The sequence below is a fragment of the Parabacteroides sp. AF17-3 genome (assembly GCF_003635445.1).
Taxonomy (GTDB): Bacteria; Bacteroidota; Bacteroidia; order Bacteroidales; family Tannerellaceae; genus Parabacteroides; species Parabacteroides goldsteinii.
Genome location: NZ_QTMM01000022.1, coordinates 105197 through 120106, shown reverse-complemented (window position 1 = coordinate 120106; position 14910 = coordinate 105197). Strand labels below are relative to the sequence as shown.

General features: G+C 46.2%; 14 protein-coding genes. 9 read left to right on the top strand and 5 right to left on the bottom strand.

What is annotated here, in order from left to right; genetic code table 11:
- A partial coding sequence (locus DWW91_RS24405) for a Helicase associated domain protein (RefSeq protein ID WP_199722629.1) occupies positions 1-1116 on the top strand: 1116 nt, incomplete at its 5' end.
- 15 nt (positions 1117-1131) lie between these two features.
- On the opposite strand, the gene DWW91_RS24400 is transcribed toward DWW91_RS24405, so the two are convergent.
- Positions 1132-3291, bottom strand: coding sequence for an ATP-binding protein (locus DWW91_RS24400; protein WP_122329184.1), 2160 nt, complete (start codon positions 3289-3291; stop codon positions 1132-1134).
- 105 nt (positions 3292-3396) lie between these two features.
- Entirely contained in the window at positions 3397-4719 is a 1323-nt protein-coding gene (locus DWW91_RS24395; RefSeq protein WP_122329183.1) for a Gfo/Idh/MocA family protein, read from the bottom strand.
- Positions 4720-4802: 83 nt separating this feature from the next.
- Here DWW91_RS24395 and DWW91_RS24390 point away from each other — a divergent pair, with 83 nt between their 5' ends.
- Positions 4803-5297: a UpxY family transcription antiterminator gene (locus DWW91_RS24390; RefSeq protein ID WP_007655929.1), complete on the top strand. Its 495-nt coding sequence runs from the start codon at positions 4803-4805 to the stop codon at positions 5295-5297.
- Positions 5298-5304: 7 nt separating this feature from the next.
- Here the strand turns inward: DWW91_RS24390 and DWW91_RS24385 are convergent, their stop codons facing one another.
- Positions 5305-5622 (bottom strand): type II toxin-antitoxin system RelE/ParE family toxin, encoded by a 318-nt coding sequence (locus DWW91_RS24385; protein WP_122329182.1) that lies wholly within the window; start codon positions 5620-5622, stop codon positions 5305-5307.
- Complete coding sequence (locus DWW91_RS24380) at positions 5613-5885, bottom strand: hypothetical protein (RefSeq protein WP_122329181.1); 273 nt, start codon at positions 5883-5885, stop codon at positions 5613-5615. Before DWW91_RS24380 ends, DWW91_RS24385 begins: the two co-directional genes overlap by 10 nt.
- A 162-nt stretch (positions 5886-6047) precedes the next feature.
- On the opposite strand from DWW91_RS24380, the gene DWW91_RS24375 reads away from it, so the two are divergent.
- Entirely contained in the window at positions 6048-6773 is a 726-nt protein-coding gene (locus DWW91_RS24375) for a tyrosine-protein phosphatase (RefSeq protein ID WP_122329180.1), read from the top strand.
- On the opposite strand, the gene DWW91_RS24370 is transcribed toward DWW91_RS24375, so the two are convergent.
- Positions 6774-8255 carry a cobyric acid synthase gene (locus DWW91_RS24370; protein ID WP_122329179.1) on the bottom strand — a complete coding sequence of 494 codons (1482 nt, stop codon included), beginning with the start codon at positions 8253-8255 and terminating at the stop codon, positions 6774-6776.
- A 104-nt stretch (positions 8256-8359) separates the two neighbouring features.
- Here DWW91_RS24370 and DWW91_RS24365 point away from each other — a divergent pair, with 104 nt between their 5' ends.
- From DWW91_RS24365 to DWW91_RS24340, 6 genes are all read left to right on the top strand, one after another.
- Positions 8360-9475 carry an acyltransferase family protein gene (locus DWW91_RS24365; protein WP_122329178.1) on the top strand — a complete coding sequence of 372 codons (1116 nt, stop codon included), beginning with the start codon at positions 8360-8362 and terminating at the stop codon, positions 9473-9475.
- Between the two features lie 11 nt (positions 9476-9486).
- A complete protein-coding gene (locus DWW91_RS24360; RefSeq protein ID WP_122329177.1) occupies positions 9487-10620 on the top strand; it encodes an acyltransferase family protein in 1134 nt (377 codons plus the stop codon).
- Between the two features lie 27 nt (positions 10621-10647).
- A complete protein-coding gene (locus DWW91_RS24355) occupies positions 10648-11850 on the top strand; it encodes an L-serine ammonia-lyase (protein ID WP_007655951.1) in 1203 nt (400 codons plus the stop codon).
- A 161-nt stretch (positions 11851-12011) separates the two neighbouring features.
- Complete coding sequence (locus DWW91_RS24350) at positions 12012-12650, top strand: TetR/AcrR family transcriptional regulator (protein WP_007655952.1); 639 nt, start codon at positions 12012-12014, stop codon at positions 12648-12650.
- An 11-nt stretch (positions 12651-12661) separates the two neighbouring features.
- Positions 12662-13954: a TolC family protein gene (locus tag DWW91_RS24345; RefSeq protein ID WP_122329176.1), complete on the top strand. Its 1293-nt coding sequence runs from the start codon at positions 12662-12664 to the stop codon at positions 13952-13954.
- Positions 13955-13978: 24 nt separating this feature from the next.
- Positions 13979-14881, top strand: a complete 903-nt coding sequence (locus DWW91_RS24340; RefSeq protein ID WP_370449613.1) for an HlyD family secretion protein — start codon at positions 13979-13981, stop codon at positions 14879-14881.
- The last annotated feature ends 29 nt before the right edge of the window (positions 14882-14910 follow it).

Sequence of the window (14910 nt, the reverse complement as noted above, 5' to 3'; positions counted from 1 at the left end):
TTGCGTCGTTTTCGTAGGGAAACAGGAAAACTGCATGTCCTTTTCTCCATAAACATGCTGATCGAAGGATTACATGTGGAAGGAGTGGATGCCGCCATGTTTCTGCGTCGGACGGAATCGTATGTGGTAGCTTTGCAGCAGTTGGGCCGTTGCCTGAAAGCCGGTTCGGACCGGCATCCGGTAGTGCTTGATTTTGTCAATAACCTTTCGGGGCGTTCTGTTTATGAGGCTATGTCAAGGGAGTTGGTTTATCATCCGGCGATCCGTGCCCCAAAGAGCTTTAAAGGCTTTATGGAATTTGAGGTCACGGGATTCCTGTCTGATATCCGTGCCCGTGTGGATGATATGCTGGCGGAGTTGGATGCATGGCCGGTGATGTATGAACGTCTGATCGAATATAAGGAACGTGAAGGGCGCTGGCCGCAGGCAGCCGAAGGGAAGCTGGGAAACTGGTGCAATACCCAGCGGATTGCCCGGAAGAAAGGGACGTTGTCGGAAGATTATATCTCACAGTTGGATCGGATTGGTTTTGAATGGGAGGTACAGGACAGCCGTTGGATGCAGTATTATGAAGAGTTAAAGGTTTTTATGTCCGTTGAACACCGTTGTCCCAAACGCGGTGAAAACAAACTGAATATCTGGTGCAATACCCAACGGCAGGCATGGAAAAAAGGACTTTTATCTGAAGAAAGGACCCGGTTGCTCGATTCGATCGGATTCAGATGGGAGCAGGATCTGGATTCGCTCTGGACGGAGAACTGGCAGCAGGTGCTTGCTTATTACAGAAAACATGAGCACTGGCCCAAAAGCCAGGAGGGTAGGTTGGGAGCGTGGTGTAATACGCAACGAAGATCCCGTAAACAGGGAGTGCTATCGCTTGTTCGCATCAGACAAATGGATGCCGAAGGTTTTATCTGGACAGTCGATGAAAAATGGCAGGAGAATTATGAGATGCTGAAACGTTTCTATACAGAGAATCAACGCTGGCCAACCGCCCGTGAAAACAAGCTGGGCAGTTGGTGCTTTGTGCAACGCAGAAGTATGAAGAAAGGCGAACTTTCTCCTGAACGCAGGGAATTGCTTGAACGGATCGGTTTTCCCTGGAGTTTAAAATGATCTATTTTTTAGTTATTACGAACTAATCCCTTTATAATCCAAAGGCAACGTAAACCAGAACGTAGAACCTTTACCCTGAACAGAATCTACTCCGATGGTACCTCCCAGATATTCGATGATCGTTTTACTGATCGTCAATCCCAGGCCGGTGCCCTGGTGGAAGTCATTGATCTTGATGAAACGTTCAAAAACACGGGCCCTGTTTTCTTCCGAAATGCCGATTCCAGTATCTCGCACGCAGACTTTCACTTCATTTTCTTTCGTCTCATAAAAGATTGTAATGCTCCCTTCGCTTGTGAATTTGATCGCATTGTTGACGAAATTGGCTATTACCTGCAGGATACGTTGCGGGTCTGTCCTGAGGATTATGGTCGGTGAGTTTTTATCGAAGAGTAATTTTACTCCCGGTTTTATCTTCAGCGATCCGGACAGATAGACTTCCATGCACAACTCCTTGATGTTGGTATCTTCAATGTTATACTTCAACATACCCGCTTCTATTTTTGAGAAGTCCAGAATGTCGCCGATCAAGTTAAGCAGCAGATCGTTGTTTGTATGGATAATGTCGAGGTAAGTCTGCCGTTCTTCGGGATCGTCCGTTTCGGCTACCAGGTCCGAGAATCCGACGATTGCATTCAACGGAGTACGTATCTCATGGCTCATGTTTGCAAGGAATGCCGACTTTAGTTTGTCTGCCTCCTTGACTTTCATTAGTTCTAGCTCTTTCTCGCGTTGTTCGGTGATGTTGGAGGTGTAGCTTACTATTTTGCTGGGTTTCCCGTCTTCTGAATATTTATAAGCGCGGACATTTGAATTGAGCCAGTAAACCTTGCCGTCGAATACACGGCGGTATACGGATACATATTTGCCGATTTCTCCGTCGACAAGCCGTTTGAATTGTTTGTTGTAAACCCTGTGGCGGTCATCCGGATGCAATGTTTCTATAAAATCATGTACGGAACTGAATCTGTCTTCTTTCAGATAGGTCAGGAAGGAGCTTTCCTCGATCAGATCGTTCAGGCTGAAATCCGCACTTAACTTATCTGTTGCTACATCATATTCCCAGATAATGGATTCGCCTGTGTCGACAGCTGCTTTCAGTTTAGCCAGGCTGTATTGTATCTCTTCTGCTTTATGATAACTTTCGGTATCGTCGAAGACTATATAAAAGAATCCGAGTATCACGTCCTGCCGGTCTTTCAGCACAACGCCTTTCACCCTTAAATGTTTAACTTCATCGGATAGTTTACTTGTATAATAACCTTTTTCAGCTGCTTTGTTGAAATTATAATCCAGGAGAAAAGCCGCATCTTCCCCTTTTTTCAGCTTTTCGCTGACCCATTCCGGTATATTGGGGTTTTCGAACGCATTGAGGCCGATTACCTGTTCGCGTGTCACTCCGAAAATATCCAGGTCGGCATTATTGATGTCCAGCAGATACCCGTTTTCGTCGTATAATTCGACACCCCAGGGAAGTTTGTCGAAAATGATCTGGAACTTGGCTTCGCTCTTCAATGTTTGTTTCATCGAATGTTCAACCATACCATGCGCCAGTTCGCGTTCGATGGCAATGGAGATAATATCGGTGAGCATCCGTAGGTTTTCGACATCCAAAGCATCCCAGTCCCTGTGTTTTTTTACACAATCGAGTCCGATGAAACCATTGGCGTATCCTCGGTAATAGATAGGTATAACGAGCAGGGAGACGATTTCCTGAACTTTTAGTATCTGTTGTTCGGCAGCGGCCTCTTCCGGCATATTATCAGTGTCTCTGATAATGATATCTTTTCCTTCCTTGATCGTTTTTATCCACCAGGCATAATCAGCTTTGGGCAACCCCACTAAAAGATCTTCACGCATGGAGATAGTACCTTGGCTGGTTACTTCATGCGTGAAGTCGAAAGTCGGTTTGTCATTATCGAAATTTCCGATGTATACCCTGTCTACATTAAAAAATCTCAATATGGTCAGTAGAGACTGATCAATAATATCCTTTTGGCTTGGAGTTATTAACAATGATAAAACATCCGAGAATGTTTTCCTTAATGCGACAGCATTGTTCAGAAAACGACTTTGGTATGTTTCTTCATCATTAACAGAGGTACCTTGTGCCTTCAGTATTTCTATTTCACGGATCAGGTCTTCTCTCGAATAATTAGCATAAACGCTGCTCATTTAGGTATATCAAGTTTATATGTTCGTGTATCTGGAACAAAAGTACATATAATAATTGATTATCAAAAGATGTTTAGCGTTTTCCTGCTAATTATATTTTTACGTTTACAATTTGGGTAATTTCCACGGAGCGCGGTAGTAAGCCTTTGATAATGCTGTTGCCTCATTATCACCGATGAACACGCTGTTGGCATCGTCCCAACGCACTTCCCGTTGCAGGCGGCAGGAGATGTTTGCCAGATGCGACATCTTGGCTACACGTGCGCCGATGGCGATATCTGCTTTGGACAATTCGCGGCTTTTGATGCAACTCAGGAAATTTCCGACATGGTTGTACAGGCCTTTGCCTTCTCCCTTTTTGAAGGGGACAGCTTCCATGCGTGCTTCTTTTCCGGCAACGACAGGGATGACTTCCCAACCGGCGCGGGTGAGTACCAGTGTGCCGTTTTCACCGAAGAAGGCCAAACCTTCTTTTTTGTCGAACGGACCGTGGTTGATACCGCAGGCATGATCCCAGATGATATTGAAATCTTTGTAGGCGTACGTAGCCATCAATGTATCGGGCGTCTCCATCGCATCATCGGGATAGGCGAACTTGCCACCTCCGGAGAATACGCGGCTGGGCAGATCGGCTCCCATGCCTTCGAGCGCATAATCCAGCAGGTGTACGCCCCAGTCGGACATCAGTCCACCGGCATAATCCCAGAAGAAACGGAAGTTATAATGGAAGCGGTAGATATTGAACGGACGTTTCGGAGCCGGACCGAGCCACATGTCGTAATCCACTCCGGCGGGGACGGGACTGTCGGCAACAACAGGCAGGGTCGGTTTGCCGTCCTGGTAAGCCCAGACTTTTACGGTACGGATACGGCCGATATTTCCCGCTTTCAGATAATTGGCAGCCTCGTCCCAATGCGGATCGCTGCGTTGCCATTGGCCTACCTGTACGACCCGGTTATATTTGCGGGCAGCCTTTTCCATCAGGTTGCATTCTTCGATGGTGTTGGAAAGCGGTTTTTCGACATACACGTCTTTGCCAGCCTGGCAGGCGAAGATAGTCGGCAGGCAGTGCCAGTGGTCGGGGGTACCGATAATGACAGCGTCAATATCCTTGTTGTCGATGACATGGCGCCAATCCTTATACAGGTGAGGAACTTTTTTTCCGGTCTTTTTTTCTACATCGGCGGCCCGTTTGTTCAGCCATTCGTCGTCGATATCGCAGAGGGCGACACATTCCACTTCCGGATATTCCAGAAACTTACTCAGGTTGGAGAAACCCATACTGCGGCATCCGATCAGAGCGACTTTCACTTTGTTGCTTGCTGCCGTTTGTCCGTAAACTGACTGATAAGTACCTCCAAACAGCGGTGACAAACCAAGTCCTGCAGCCGAAATGGCCGATTTTTGCAAAAAACTTCTTCTATTCATGGTATTTAAATTTGTGTTCGCAAACAGTTTTGCAATAATACGAAAAATAGTCCTATATTTGTGCCCGAAACAAAAAAAAGATAATGATACCCCCTTTAAATACCAATTGGAATGTATTATATACTGCCCCGCGGGCAGAAAAACAGGTAAAAGAACGTATTGCAGCTTTAGGTGTTGAATGCTTTTTACCTTTACACCGGACTCCGCGTGTGTGGTCCGACCGTGTGAAAATAGTTGAAGTCCCGTTATTCAGTTCTTATATATTTGTGCGCTGTCCGGATACGGTGTTGCGTGACCTGCTTCAGGTATATGGCGTTATCCGTATCGTCTTTTATAACGGTAAACCGGCTATTGTCCGCCAGAAGGAGATAGACGCTATCGAGGATTTCCTGGGCCAGGCAGCCGAGCATGAACTTTGTGCGGGTGAAGAAGTGGAAATTCTTACCGGAGCCATGAAGCATGTATCCGGCAAGGTAAAGAAGATAAAAAAGAACCATTTGCTGCTTTACCTGGAGCAACTGGGAGCAACCGTTTGTGTGAAAATGGATGATGTGGCGCGGGTGAACCGGTTGAAATGATTGAAGATTACTTCAATCTTTCAACAAGGCTTTCCGGATTGCGGTGCGTATCCCAAATGTCGACAATTCTAATTATATTCTTTTGTTTGTCGATATAATAAATGAGCTTGTAATGATTATGTTCCACAAAGCTGCGGAAGCCTTGTGGATATTTTTCTAATAATGTTTCATGTTTTCCCATCAAAGGGTTTTGGGCTAGAAGTTCATCGTAATGTTTAATTTGTTGATAGACTTTGGTTGCTGTTCGTTTTCCAAAAGTAATCAGGCAATATTCTACAATATGATCGAGCTCTTTTTCAGCGTCAGGAGACCATATTACTTGCATAGCCAGGGATATTTTTGTTCCATTTTATGAAATACTTCACTGCTGGGGAGGCCTTTCCCTGCATCTAATTCGGCTATGGAGTGATCGATGCGGGCGTAAAGCTCTTCCAATGTGTATGGAGCAAGTTTCTCATCCTTTTCCTGAAAGTCCAGAATGTCTGTCAACCGGCTCTTTACTTTTTCCAAGACCTCTTTGCTGGTGATAGAAAGGATTGCTTTCGCTAATTCTATCTTATCTGCATCCAATCTTACATTTGCATCCATCTTATCTTTCTTTTAAGGTTTGTACTATTTTGTTCTATTCAATTGTATATTAATATGAATAGTAATCACAAAGGTAGTAATTGTTTTTTTGTTTCTTGTATATCTGAAGGTAATTAGTTTTTGTATTATCTTTGACAGGTTGTTTTTCAATATAAGTATATTATGAGCACATTTCTTTCAAATTTATTTACCCGGAAAAAACTTTTGTGGCCGGGGATGACTGATGTACATACCCATTTGCTGCCCGGGGTGGATGACGGATTTTCGTCAGAGAAAGACAGTCTTGCTATGTTGGCTTTTCTGGAAGGGCAGGGAGTGGAACGTATTTTCCTGACACCGCATATAATGGCTGATTTGGCTAAGAACCGGAGAGATTACCTTCGGGACCGGTTTGAAACATTTCGGGAAGACTGTGCACATATACATATAGACCTTCATCTGGTAGCCGAATATATGCTGGATGAATGCTTCTACGAGCGGATGGAAGAAGGGTTGCTGTCGTATGACGGGAAGCATGTATTGGTAGAGGTTTCCTGTTTGCAGGCCCCCGGTGATCTGTTTGAGAAATTGTACGATATCCAATTGAATGGTTTTGTACCGGTTTTTGCCCATCCGGAACGCTATGGTTTCTGGAAGATGGAAGATTTGATGAAGCTGAAAGAGCACGGATGCAAATTTCAGCTTAATTTGTTTTCCCTGGCAGGCTTTTACGGAACGCTTCCCCGAAAAACAGCCGGTTTATTACTGAAAAACGGTTGTTATGATTATACCGGAACAGATATACATTCACTGAACTATTGCAGAGCCTATGAATCTTTTTCTCTGAAAAATGATCAGTTTGAGGCTGTAAAACTGTTGATTCGGGCGAACGGGGAGTTGTGGGGATGATTACAGCGTACTGTAAATATATTCCATATCCACATGTTTTCTTACCAGGTCGGCCAGTTTATCATATTGTTCTTCTTTGAATGCAGCGTAATCGAACGGGGCATTGTCGGCTTCTTTCTTGAAACCCTTAGCTAGATTATCAAGTACTTCGGGATTATCGAGAATGCCATGCATATAGCTTCCCCAGCAATGGTCGTTCAGGTAGTAGCCGTCTTTCCTTCCGTCTTCCAGCAGGGCAACCGGACTTTCGGGCGCGTTGCCGAGTAAAGAGGTTTGTCCCATATGTATCTCGTATCCTTTGCAGACCATCGGGGAGCCGTTGCGGAAAGTGAAACGGCTTTGTTTGGTGACTTTCTCCTGTTCGATAACAGTGCATTGGGGGAGTAGTCCCAATCCCGGAACGGCAGGCAGGTTTCCTTCTATTCCTTCCGGATCTTCCAGGCGGGCACCCATCATCTGGTAACCGCCGCAGATACCGATCACTTTTTTCCCTCTCTTATGGGTGCGGACGATGGTGTCGGCTATGCCGTTGGCACGAATACTTTGCAGGTCGGCCAGCGTGTTCTTCGAGCCGGGCAGCAGGATGATGTCCGCTTTCTCAATCTCATCGATGTTGCTGGTATAATAAGGATTGAAGCGCGGGTCCATATCCAAGACGTCGAAGTCGGTAAAGTTCGACATACGTTTCAGCAGGATGATGGCGACATTGATCTTGCCGTCCTGCCAGGTATTTGTCTTCATATCCAGGGCGACGGAATCTTCTTCTTCTATCTTGATGTCACGGAACCAGGGGATAACGCCTACGACGGGGAGGCCGGTCAATTCTTTCAGTATCGTCCGTCCTTCTTCAAACAGCGATGCGTCTCCGCGGAATTTATTGATGATGACACCTTTCATCTGTGCCCGTTCTTCTGGTTTGAGCAGTGCGATAGTACCGTAAACCGAACCGAATACACCGCCCCGGTCGATATCGGCAACCAGGTAGGTAGAGGCGTTTGCCTGTATCGCCATCCGCATGTTGGTGATATCGCGGTCGCGCAGGTTTAGTTCGGAAATGCTTCCGGCGCCTTCCAGTACGATTGGGTTATAGCGGGATTCCAGGCGGTTGAAGGCCTCGATAGCCTCTCTGAAAAGTGCTTCCTTCTGGTTTTGTACACCGAAATAGTCTTTGGCGGACATGTTACCGACCGGTTTACCGTTCAGTACGACCTGCGAACTCTTGTCGTTAGTTGGTTTCAGCAATACCGGATTCATATCCGTATGCGGAGCGATGCCGCATGCTTCGGCCTGTACTACTTGGGCGCGTCCCATTTCGCCACCTTCGGGAGTGGAGAAGGAGTTCAACGACATATTCTGCGCCTTGAAAGGGGCAGGTTGGTATCCGTCTTGCTTAAAGATACGGCAGAAGGCTGCGTTAATCACACTCTTTCCTGCATCGGAACAAGTGCCAACGAACATGATCGGTTTCAAATGCTGTTTCATAATGGCTGCAAAACTAGTGAAAAAGCAGGATAGTTCTTATATTATTTTCTATATTTGCGCTTACTTATTTCTAAATTTTATACGATTATCTAAATTGAAATACCATGGGAAAACAGAAACAAAGCCAGCGGCTGTTGTCGTTGGATGCATTGCGGGGATTTGATATGTTCTTTATTATGGGGGGAGGTTCCCTTTTTGTTGCGTTGGCGACGTTGGTCCCGACGCCTTTTTTTGAGTCGATAGCTGCCCAAATGAATCATGCTAAATGGGGGGCGGGGTTTACGTTTGAAGATATAATTTTTCCTTTGTTTTTGTTTATTGCCGGTATCTCTTTTCCTTTTTCATTGGAAAAGCAGCGGGAGCGGGGAATGTCGGAAGCGGCTATTTATAAAAAGATTATCCGCCGGGGAATTACACTGGTTGTATTAGGATTTGTTTATAACGGGTTGCTGAATCTGAATTTTGATACACAGCGTTATGCCAGCGTACTGGCGCGTATCGGTCTGGGATGGATGTTCGGTGCACTGATTTTTGTCAATACGCGGACGATCACACGGGTATGGATCGTTGCTGCCATCCTGATAGGTTACTGGTTGCTGTTATTTATTCCGGCACCCGACGGGAACGGGGCGGAGTTGTTTACCCGCGAAGGGAATCTGGCTTGCTACATCGACCGTCTGTTATTGCCGGGGCGTTTGCATGGAGGCAATTATGATCCGGAGGGGATTTTATCTACCTTGCCGGCCATCGGAACCGCTTTGCTGGGAATGTTCACCGGTGAGTTTGTCAAACTGCGGAGAGAGGGACTGACGGAGACGAAAAAGGTTGTTTATATGCTGGCTGTTGGCGGTTGCCTGTTGGTGATAGGTCTGTTGTGGGGATTGTTTTTCCCGATTAATAAATATTTGTGGACAAGCTCGTTTGTTTGTACGGTCGGTGGTATCTCGGCGATACTGTTTGCCGTCTTCTATTATATTGTCGATGTGAAGGAGTGCAGAGGGTGGACCCTTTTCTTTACAGTCATAGGTACGAACTCGATCACTATTTATCTGGCACAGGTGTTCATTAATTTTACCTTTACGGCAAATGCCGTTTTTGGAGGTTTCATCGGGTTATTCCCGGAAACAGCCCAGCCATTGCTGGGGGCGATTGCTTATATCGCCGTGTGCTGGGGATTCTTATATTTCTTGTATCGTCAACGTATTTTCTTAAAAGTCTAAAATAATAACAAATGGAAAAAACTACTTACAAGCGGCTGGAGTCGCTTGATGCTTTACGAGGATTCGATCTTTTCTTTCTGGTTGCTTTAGGACCGTTGGCACATTCATTGGCGCGGGCTGCGGATGTGGGATGGCTGAATGATTGCATGTGGGCTTTTGATCATGTACAATGGGAAGGTTTTTCTCCCTGGGATTTGATTATGCCATTGTTCCTTTTTATGTCGGGAGCTTCGATGCCGTTTGCTTTGTCACGTTTTAAAGGTGTTTCCGACAAAAAGACTCTTTTCCGGCGTCTGGGAAAACGCATCCTGTTGTTGTGGATATTCGGTATGATGTGCCAGGGAAATCTGCTGGGATTTGATCCGGATCGTATTTATTTATATTCGAATACGTTGCAGTCGATTGCCGCTGGTTATTTGATTACGGCTGTGTTGTTCCTTTATACCAGTCGGAGGACGCAGATCGGTGTGGCGGTGGCCCTGTTGCTTGTTTACTGGGCGGCGATGCAGTTCATTACGGTCGGCAGTTATGGAGGTGGTAATTACACTCCTGAAGGAAACCTGGCGGAATGGATAGACCGTACGGTGCTGGGACGTTTTCGGGATGGGGCGAAAGTGGTGGACGGTGAAGTCGTTTTTGCACCCTGGTATCATTATACATGGATTTTGAGTACCCTGAACTTTGGCGTGACGGTGTTGACCGGTTTGTTTGCCGGCTATATTGCCAAGGATAAGACCAGTGATATCCATAAACTGAAATGGTATTTCGGAGCAGGAGCCGCTATGGTGGCTGCCGGATGGCTTTGGGGATTGCAGATGCCGGTTATCAAGACGATATGGACCAGTTCTATGGTGCTGGTAAGTAGCGGATATTGCTTCCTATTGATGGGTTTGTTTTATTATCTGATAGATTATAAAGGATATAATAAGAATATAACCTGGCTGAAAGTGTACGGGATGAACTCGATTGTAGCCTATATGCTGGCGAACGTCATCAATTTCAGTTGCCTGGGACAGTCTTTGTTTTATGGGCTGGAGCAATATCTGGGTAATTATTATTCCTTTTTGATAAGCTTGTCGAACGTATTGGTTATTTATGTAATTTTGTGGCTGCTTTATAAACGTAATATATTTCTTAAAGTATAGAAAACACAAAATTAGAGAGAAAGAGAAATGGAATCAATCAAGCAGATATACCGGATCGGACATGGTCCGTCGAGTAGCCACACGATGGGGCCGATGCGTGCTGCCCAGATGTTCGTGGAACGTAACAGAGGTGCCGTGCGGTTTAATGTGACTTTATATGGTAGTTTGGCTGCTACCGGGAAAGGCCACATGACGGATGCTGCCATCCTGGAAGTGTTGCAGCCGGTTGCTAAAACGACTATTACCTGGGAACCCAAGATATTTCTTCCGTTCCATCCGAACGGAATGTTGTTCGAATCGTTCAATGAGAACGACGAAGAACTGGAATCGTGGACTGTGTACAGTATTGGCGGCGGTACGCTTGCCAACGAAAGTTTTAACGAACTTAAAACGGCACAGGTCTATGAGATGAGCACGATTAAAGATATACAAGCCTGGTGCGAAAAGACCGGACATTCCTATTGGGAATATGTGGAGCAATGCGAAGGACCGGAAATCTGGGATTACCTGGCGGAAGTATGGGACGTGATGCAAAAAGCGGTGCAGAGCGGCCTGGAAGCAGAAGGTATCCTGCCGGGCGGTCTGGGCATACGCCGGAAAGCATCCGACTATCTGATTCGTGCCAAAGGATATGGCAGCAGCATTAAAAGTCGTGGTATGGTTTACGCTTTTGCGTTAGCTGTATCCGAAGAGAATGCCTGCGGTGGTAAGATTGTGACGGCTCCGACCTGCGGCTCCTGCGGAGTGATGCCGGCGGTGTTGTATCATCTGAAAGATACCCGTGAGTTCCGCGATTCCCGTATCCTGCGTGCATTGGCTACGGCCGGATTGTTCGGAAATGTGGTACGTACCAATGCGTCGGTTTCCGGAGCGGAGGTAGGCTGCCAGGGAGAAGTAGGGGTTGCCTGTGCGATGGCTGCCGGTGCTGCCAGTCAGTTGTTCGGCGGAACGCCTGCTCAGATTGAGTATGCTGCCGAGATGGGGTTGGAGCATCACCTGGGGTTGACTTGCGACCCGGTTTGCGGTTTGGTTCAGATTCCTTGTATCGAACGTAATGCTTTTGCCGCAGCGCGTGCACTGGATGCAAATACGTTCTCGAACTTCTCGGACGGAAAACATCGTGTGAGCTTCGACCAGGTGGTAGAGGTGATGCGACAGACGGGTAATGACCTGCCGAGTTTGTATAAAGAAACTTCCGAAGGCGGTCTGGCTAAGAAATACGGGGAATAAGATTAAAAAGAATATTCTCTTCATTGTATAAAAGATATTAAAATAAGGGTGCAGTAGTTGCATCCTTATTTTTTTACATTACTTTTGACACGTCTGTCAAACAAAAGTGTCAGACATATTCGACAGACAGTAATGACAAATGTGGTAAAACAAGATATACAATGAGTACAGAAGAAGTAATCACAATGGAGAACCGAATCCTGGAAGCGGCCAAACAGGTCTTTGTCAGGAAAGGATATGAAGCGACCAAGATGGGCGACGTGGCTGCCGAAGCAGGTATCGGGCGTACGGCCCTACATTATTATTATCGTACGAAAGAAATGTTGTTCGATGCGATCTTCGACCAGTTGATAGATGCCTTGCTTCCGAACCTGGGAGCGATTATGGAAGAGAATACCTCTTTCCTGGAGAAGCTGCCGAAGATTATCGATCAATATGTAAGAACGTTGCAGAGGAATCCTTTGTTCCCTGTGTTTGTTATAAATGAACTACAACGTGATCCGGAGCATATTTATCATTCCATACTGAAGAATCCCGCACGGGTTGAACCAATCATCCGAATGCGTAAACAGATGGAGGATGAGATGGAGAGAGGTGTATTGAAGAAACTGCCGGTATATTATGCGGCGACTACCTTGATAAGCCTGCTGGTTTTCCCCATGCTGGTTCGTAATCCGTTTACGGCTGTTTTTATGGGAGGCGATGCAGAGAAATATGAAGAATTTCTGCGGGAACGGATTCCCTTCGTTATTGATATAATGATCCGGTTGCTGACACCGGACGATAATACATCGAATTAATAAATACCCCTATGAAACGGATTTGTGTAATTTTATTCTTATGCTTCCCCTTGTTGTCGGGTACTGTAAAAGGGCAGGAGCAGATAACATTGACACAATGTTATGAATGGGCCCGTGCCAATTATCCCCAGATACGTCAGTTCGGGTTGATCGGGCAGACGGAACAATACAATCTCTCGAATGCCGGAAAAGGCTGGTTGCCCCAACTGACGGTGAATGCAAAGGCAACCTATCAGAGTGATGTAACTAAACTACCTTTTGATGCGGACAAACTTTCGTCGATCGTTCCGGGGCTGGAGATTCCGACATTAAGTAAAGACCAGTATCAGGTAGTGGCCGAACTGAATCAGAATATCTGGGATGGCGGAACAATTCATTCCACCCGGCAGTTGACAAAGGCACAGGCTGCTGCCGACCGCGAACAGCTGGAAAGCGACCTTTATACATTGAACGACCGGGTAAATCAACTTTATTTCGGCTGCCTGCTTCAGGAAGAACTGATCCGTCAGAACGCATTGCTCCAGAAAGAGTTGCAGATTAATATCGACCGGATAACGGCGATGATGGATAATGGTGTGGCCAACCAGTCCGACCGCGAAAGTATGGAAGTGGAACTCTTGAATGCCCGTCAGAAAGAAATCGAACTGAAAGCCTCCCGTGTCGCCTTCGGCAGAATGCTGAGTGCGCTGATAGGAAAGCCTTATGATAAAGACAGGATATTGGTTGTTCCTTCCATACCGGGCGATCCGTTATCCGGAGACATAAACCGTCCCGAATTGCGGGCGCTGGATGCAAAAAGCTATTTGCTGGAAGTACAAAACAAACAGATTACAAGTGGTTTAATGCCTCGTCTGGGTGCATTTGTACAGGGCGGATATGGCCGTCCGGGGTTGAATATGCTGGAGGATGACTTTAATCCGTTTTATATAGCGGGAGTACGCCTTTCCTGGAATATGGGCAAATTGTACACCTTGAAGAATGACCGCCGTAAAGTGACTACGGCACGTCAGCAGGTGGAGGTGCAGCGTGAGACATTCCTGTTTAATACCTCATTGGAACTGATGCTGCAAAATACGGAAATACAGAAAATCTCCGATTTGATGAAAGCGGATGACGAAATAATCCGCCTGCGTACCAGCATCAAAAATGCTGCGGAGGTGAAGCTGGCAAACGGCGTTATCTCCGTCACCGACCTTATCCGCGAAATCAATGCGGAAGATCTGGCGAAGCAAGCCGCTGCCGCCCATCGCATCCAGCATCTGAATGCCGTCTATAATTATATGTATACAACGAATAATGAATAATCACAAAGAATCATGAAGAAGAATATGAAACGATTGAATTCTTATACATTAATAGCGACCGCTTTATTAAGTCTGGCTGCATGTAACAGGGGAGACGGCGACTTCGATGCTACCGGCACGTTTGAAGCGACGGAAATCCTCGTATCTTCCGAAGCAAACGGAAAGATTATGGAATTGAATATAGAAGAAGGCGACCGTCTGGATGCCGGTGCCCTGATAGGATATGTCGACAGCACTCAATTATATTTGAAAAAAATGCAACTCTCGGCCGGTCTGCGCTCTGTCGATATCCGTAAACCGGATATTCGCAAGCAAATAGCCACCCTGGAGCAACTGATTGCTACCGCACGTACGGAACAACAACGTATGGAGAATCTGGTAAAGGCAAAAGCCGGCAACCAGAAACAGGTGGACGACATCGTCAACAATATCAAATACCTCCAGAAGCAATTGGATGCGCAGTATTCTACGTTAAACAAGACGACAGGCGGTGCCGATGCGGAAGCCGAAGGTATCCTGTACCAGATTATGCAGCTGGACGACCAGTTACAGAAAAGCCGTATCGTAAATCCCCAGGCAGGAACCGTTCTTGTCAAATATGCTGAGCCGGGTGAAGTGACGGCCGCCGGTAAGCCTCTGTATAAAATAGCCGATACCGACTTGCTTTACTTGCGTGCCTATATCACGTCCGATCAGCTTTCGACATTGAAACAGGGCCAGACAGTCCGTGTCTTTGCCGATTATGGAGAAAACGACCGGCGCGAATATCTGGGAACGATTACCTGGATATCCGATAAATCGGAGTTCACTCCCAAAGGAATCCAGACAAAGGACGAACGGGCCAATCTGGTCTATGCCATCAAGATTGCTGTTAAGAACGACGGTTATCTCAAGATTGGACAGTATGGGGAAACGGTGTTTGAGTAATTGAAAATTGAGAATTGAAAATTAATGGG

Excerpts from the sequence above, each read along its gene's own strand:
- DWW91_RS24360 (WP_122329177.1), top strand. The coding sequence starts at position 9,487 with ATGGAAAAAACTACTTACAAGCGGCTGGAGTCGCTTGATGCTTTACGA.
- DWW91_RS24340 (WP_370449613.1), top strand. The coding sequence starts at position 13,979 with ATGAAACGATTGAATTCTTATACATTAATAGCGACCGCTTTATTAAGT.
- DWW91_RS24370 (WP_122329179.1), bottom strand. The coding sequence starts at position 8,255 with ATGAAACAGCATTTGAAACCGATCATGTTCGTTGGCACTTGTTCCGAT.
- DWW91_RS24380 (WP_122329181.1), bottom strand. The coding sequence starts at position 5,885 with ATGGATGCAAATGTAAGATTGGATGCAGATAAGATAGAATTAGCGAAA.
- DWW91_RS24400 (WP_122329184.1), bottom strand. The coding sequence starts at position 3,291 with ATGAGCAGCGTTTATGCTAATTATTCGAGAGAAGACCTGATCCGTGAA.
- DWW91_RS24395 (WP_122329183.1), bottom strand. The coding sequence starts at position 4,719 with ATGAATAGAAGAAGTTTTTTGCAAAAATCGGCCATTTCGGCTGCAGGA.
- DWW91_RS24390 (WP_007655929.1), top strand. The coding sequence starts at position 4,803 with ATGATACCCCCTTTAAATACCAATTGGAATGTATTATATACTGCCCCG.
- DWW91_RS24375 (WP_122329180.1), top strand. The coding sequence starts at position 6,048 with ATGAGCACATTTCTTTCAAATTTATTTACCCGGAAAAAACTTTTGTGG.
- DWW91_RS24355 (WP_007655951.1), top strand. The coding sequence starts at position 10,648 with ATGGAATCAATCAAGCAGATATACCGGATCGGACATGGTCCGTCGAGT.
- DWW91_RS24350 (WP_007655952.1), top strand. The coding sequence starts at position 12,012 with ATGAGTACAGAAGAAGTAATCACAATGGAGAACCGAATCCTGGAAGCG.
- DWW91_RS24345 (WP_122329176.1), top strand. The coding sequence starts at position 12,662 with ATGAAACGGATTTGTGTAATTTTATTCTTATGCTTCCCCTTGTTGTCG.
- DWW91_RS24385 (WP_122329182.1), bottom strand. The coding sequence starts at position 5,622 with ATGCAAGTAATATGGTCTCCTGACGCTGAAAAAGAGCTCGATCATATT.
- DWW91_RS24365 (WP_122329178.1), top strand. The coding sequence starts at position 8,360 with ATGGGAAAACAGAAACAAAGCCAGCGGCTGTTGTCGTTGGATGCATTG.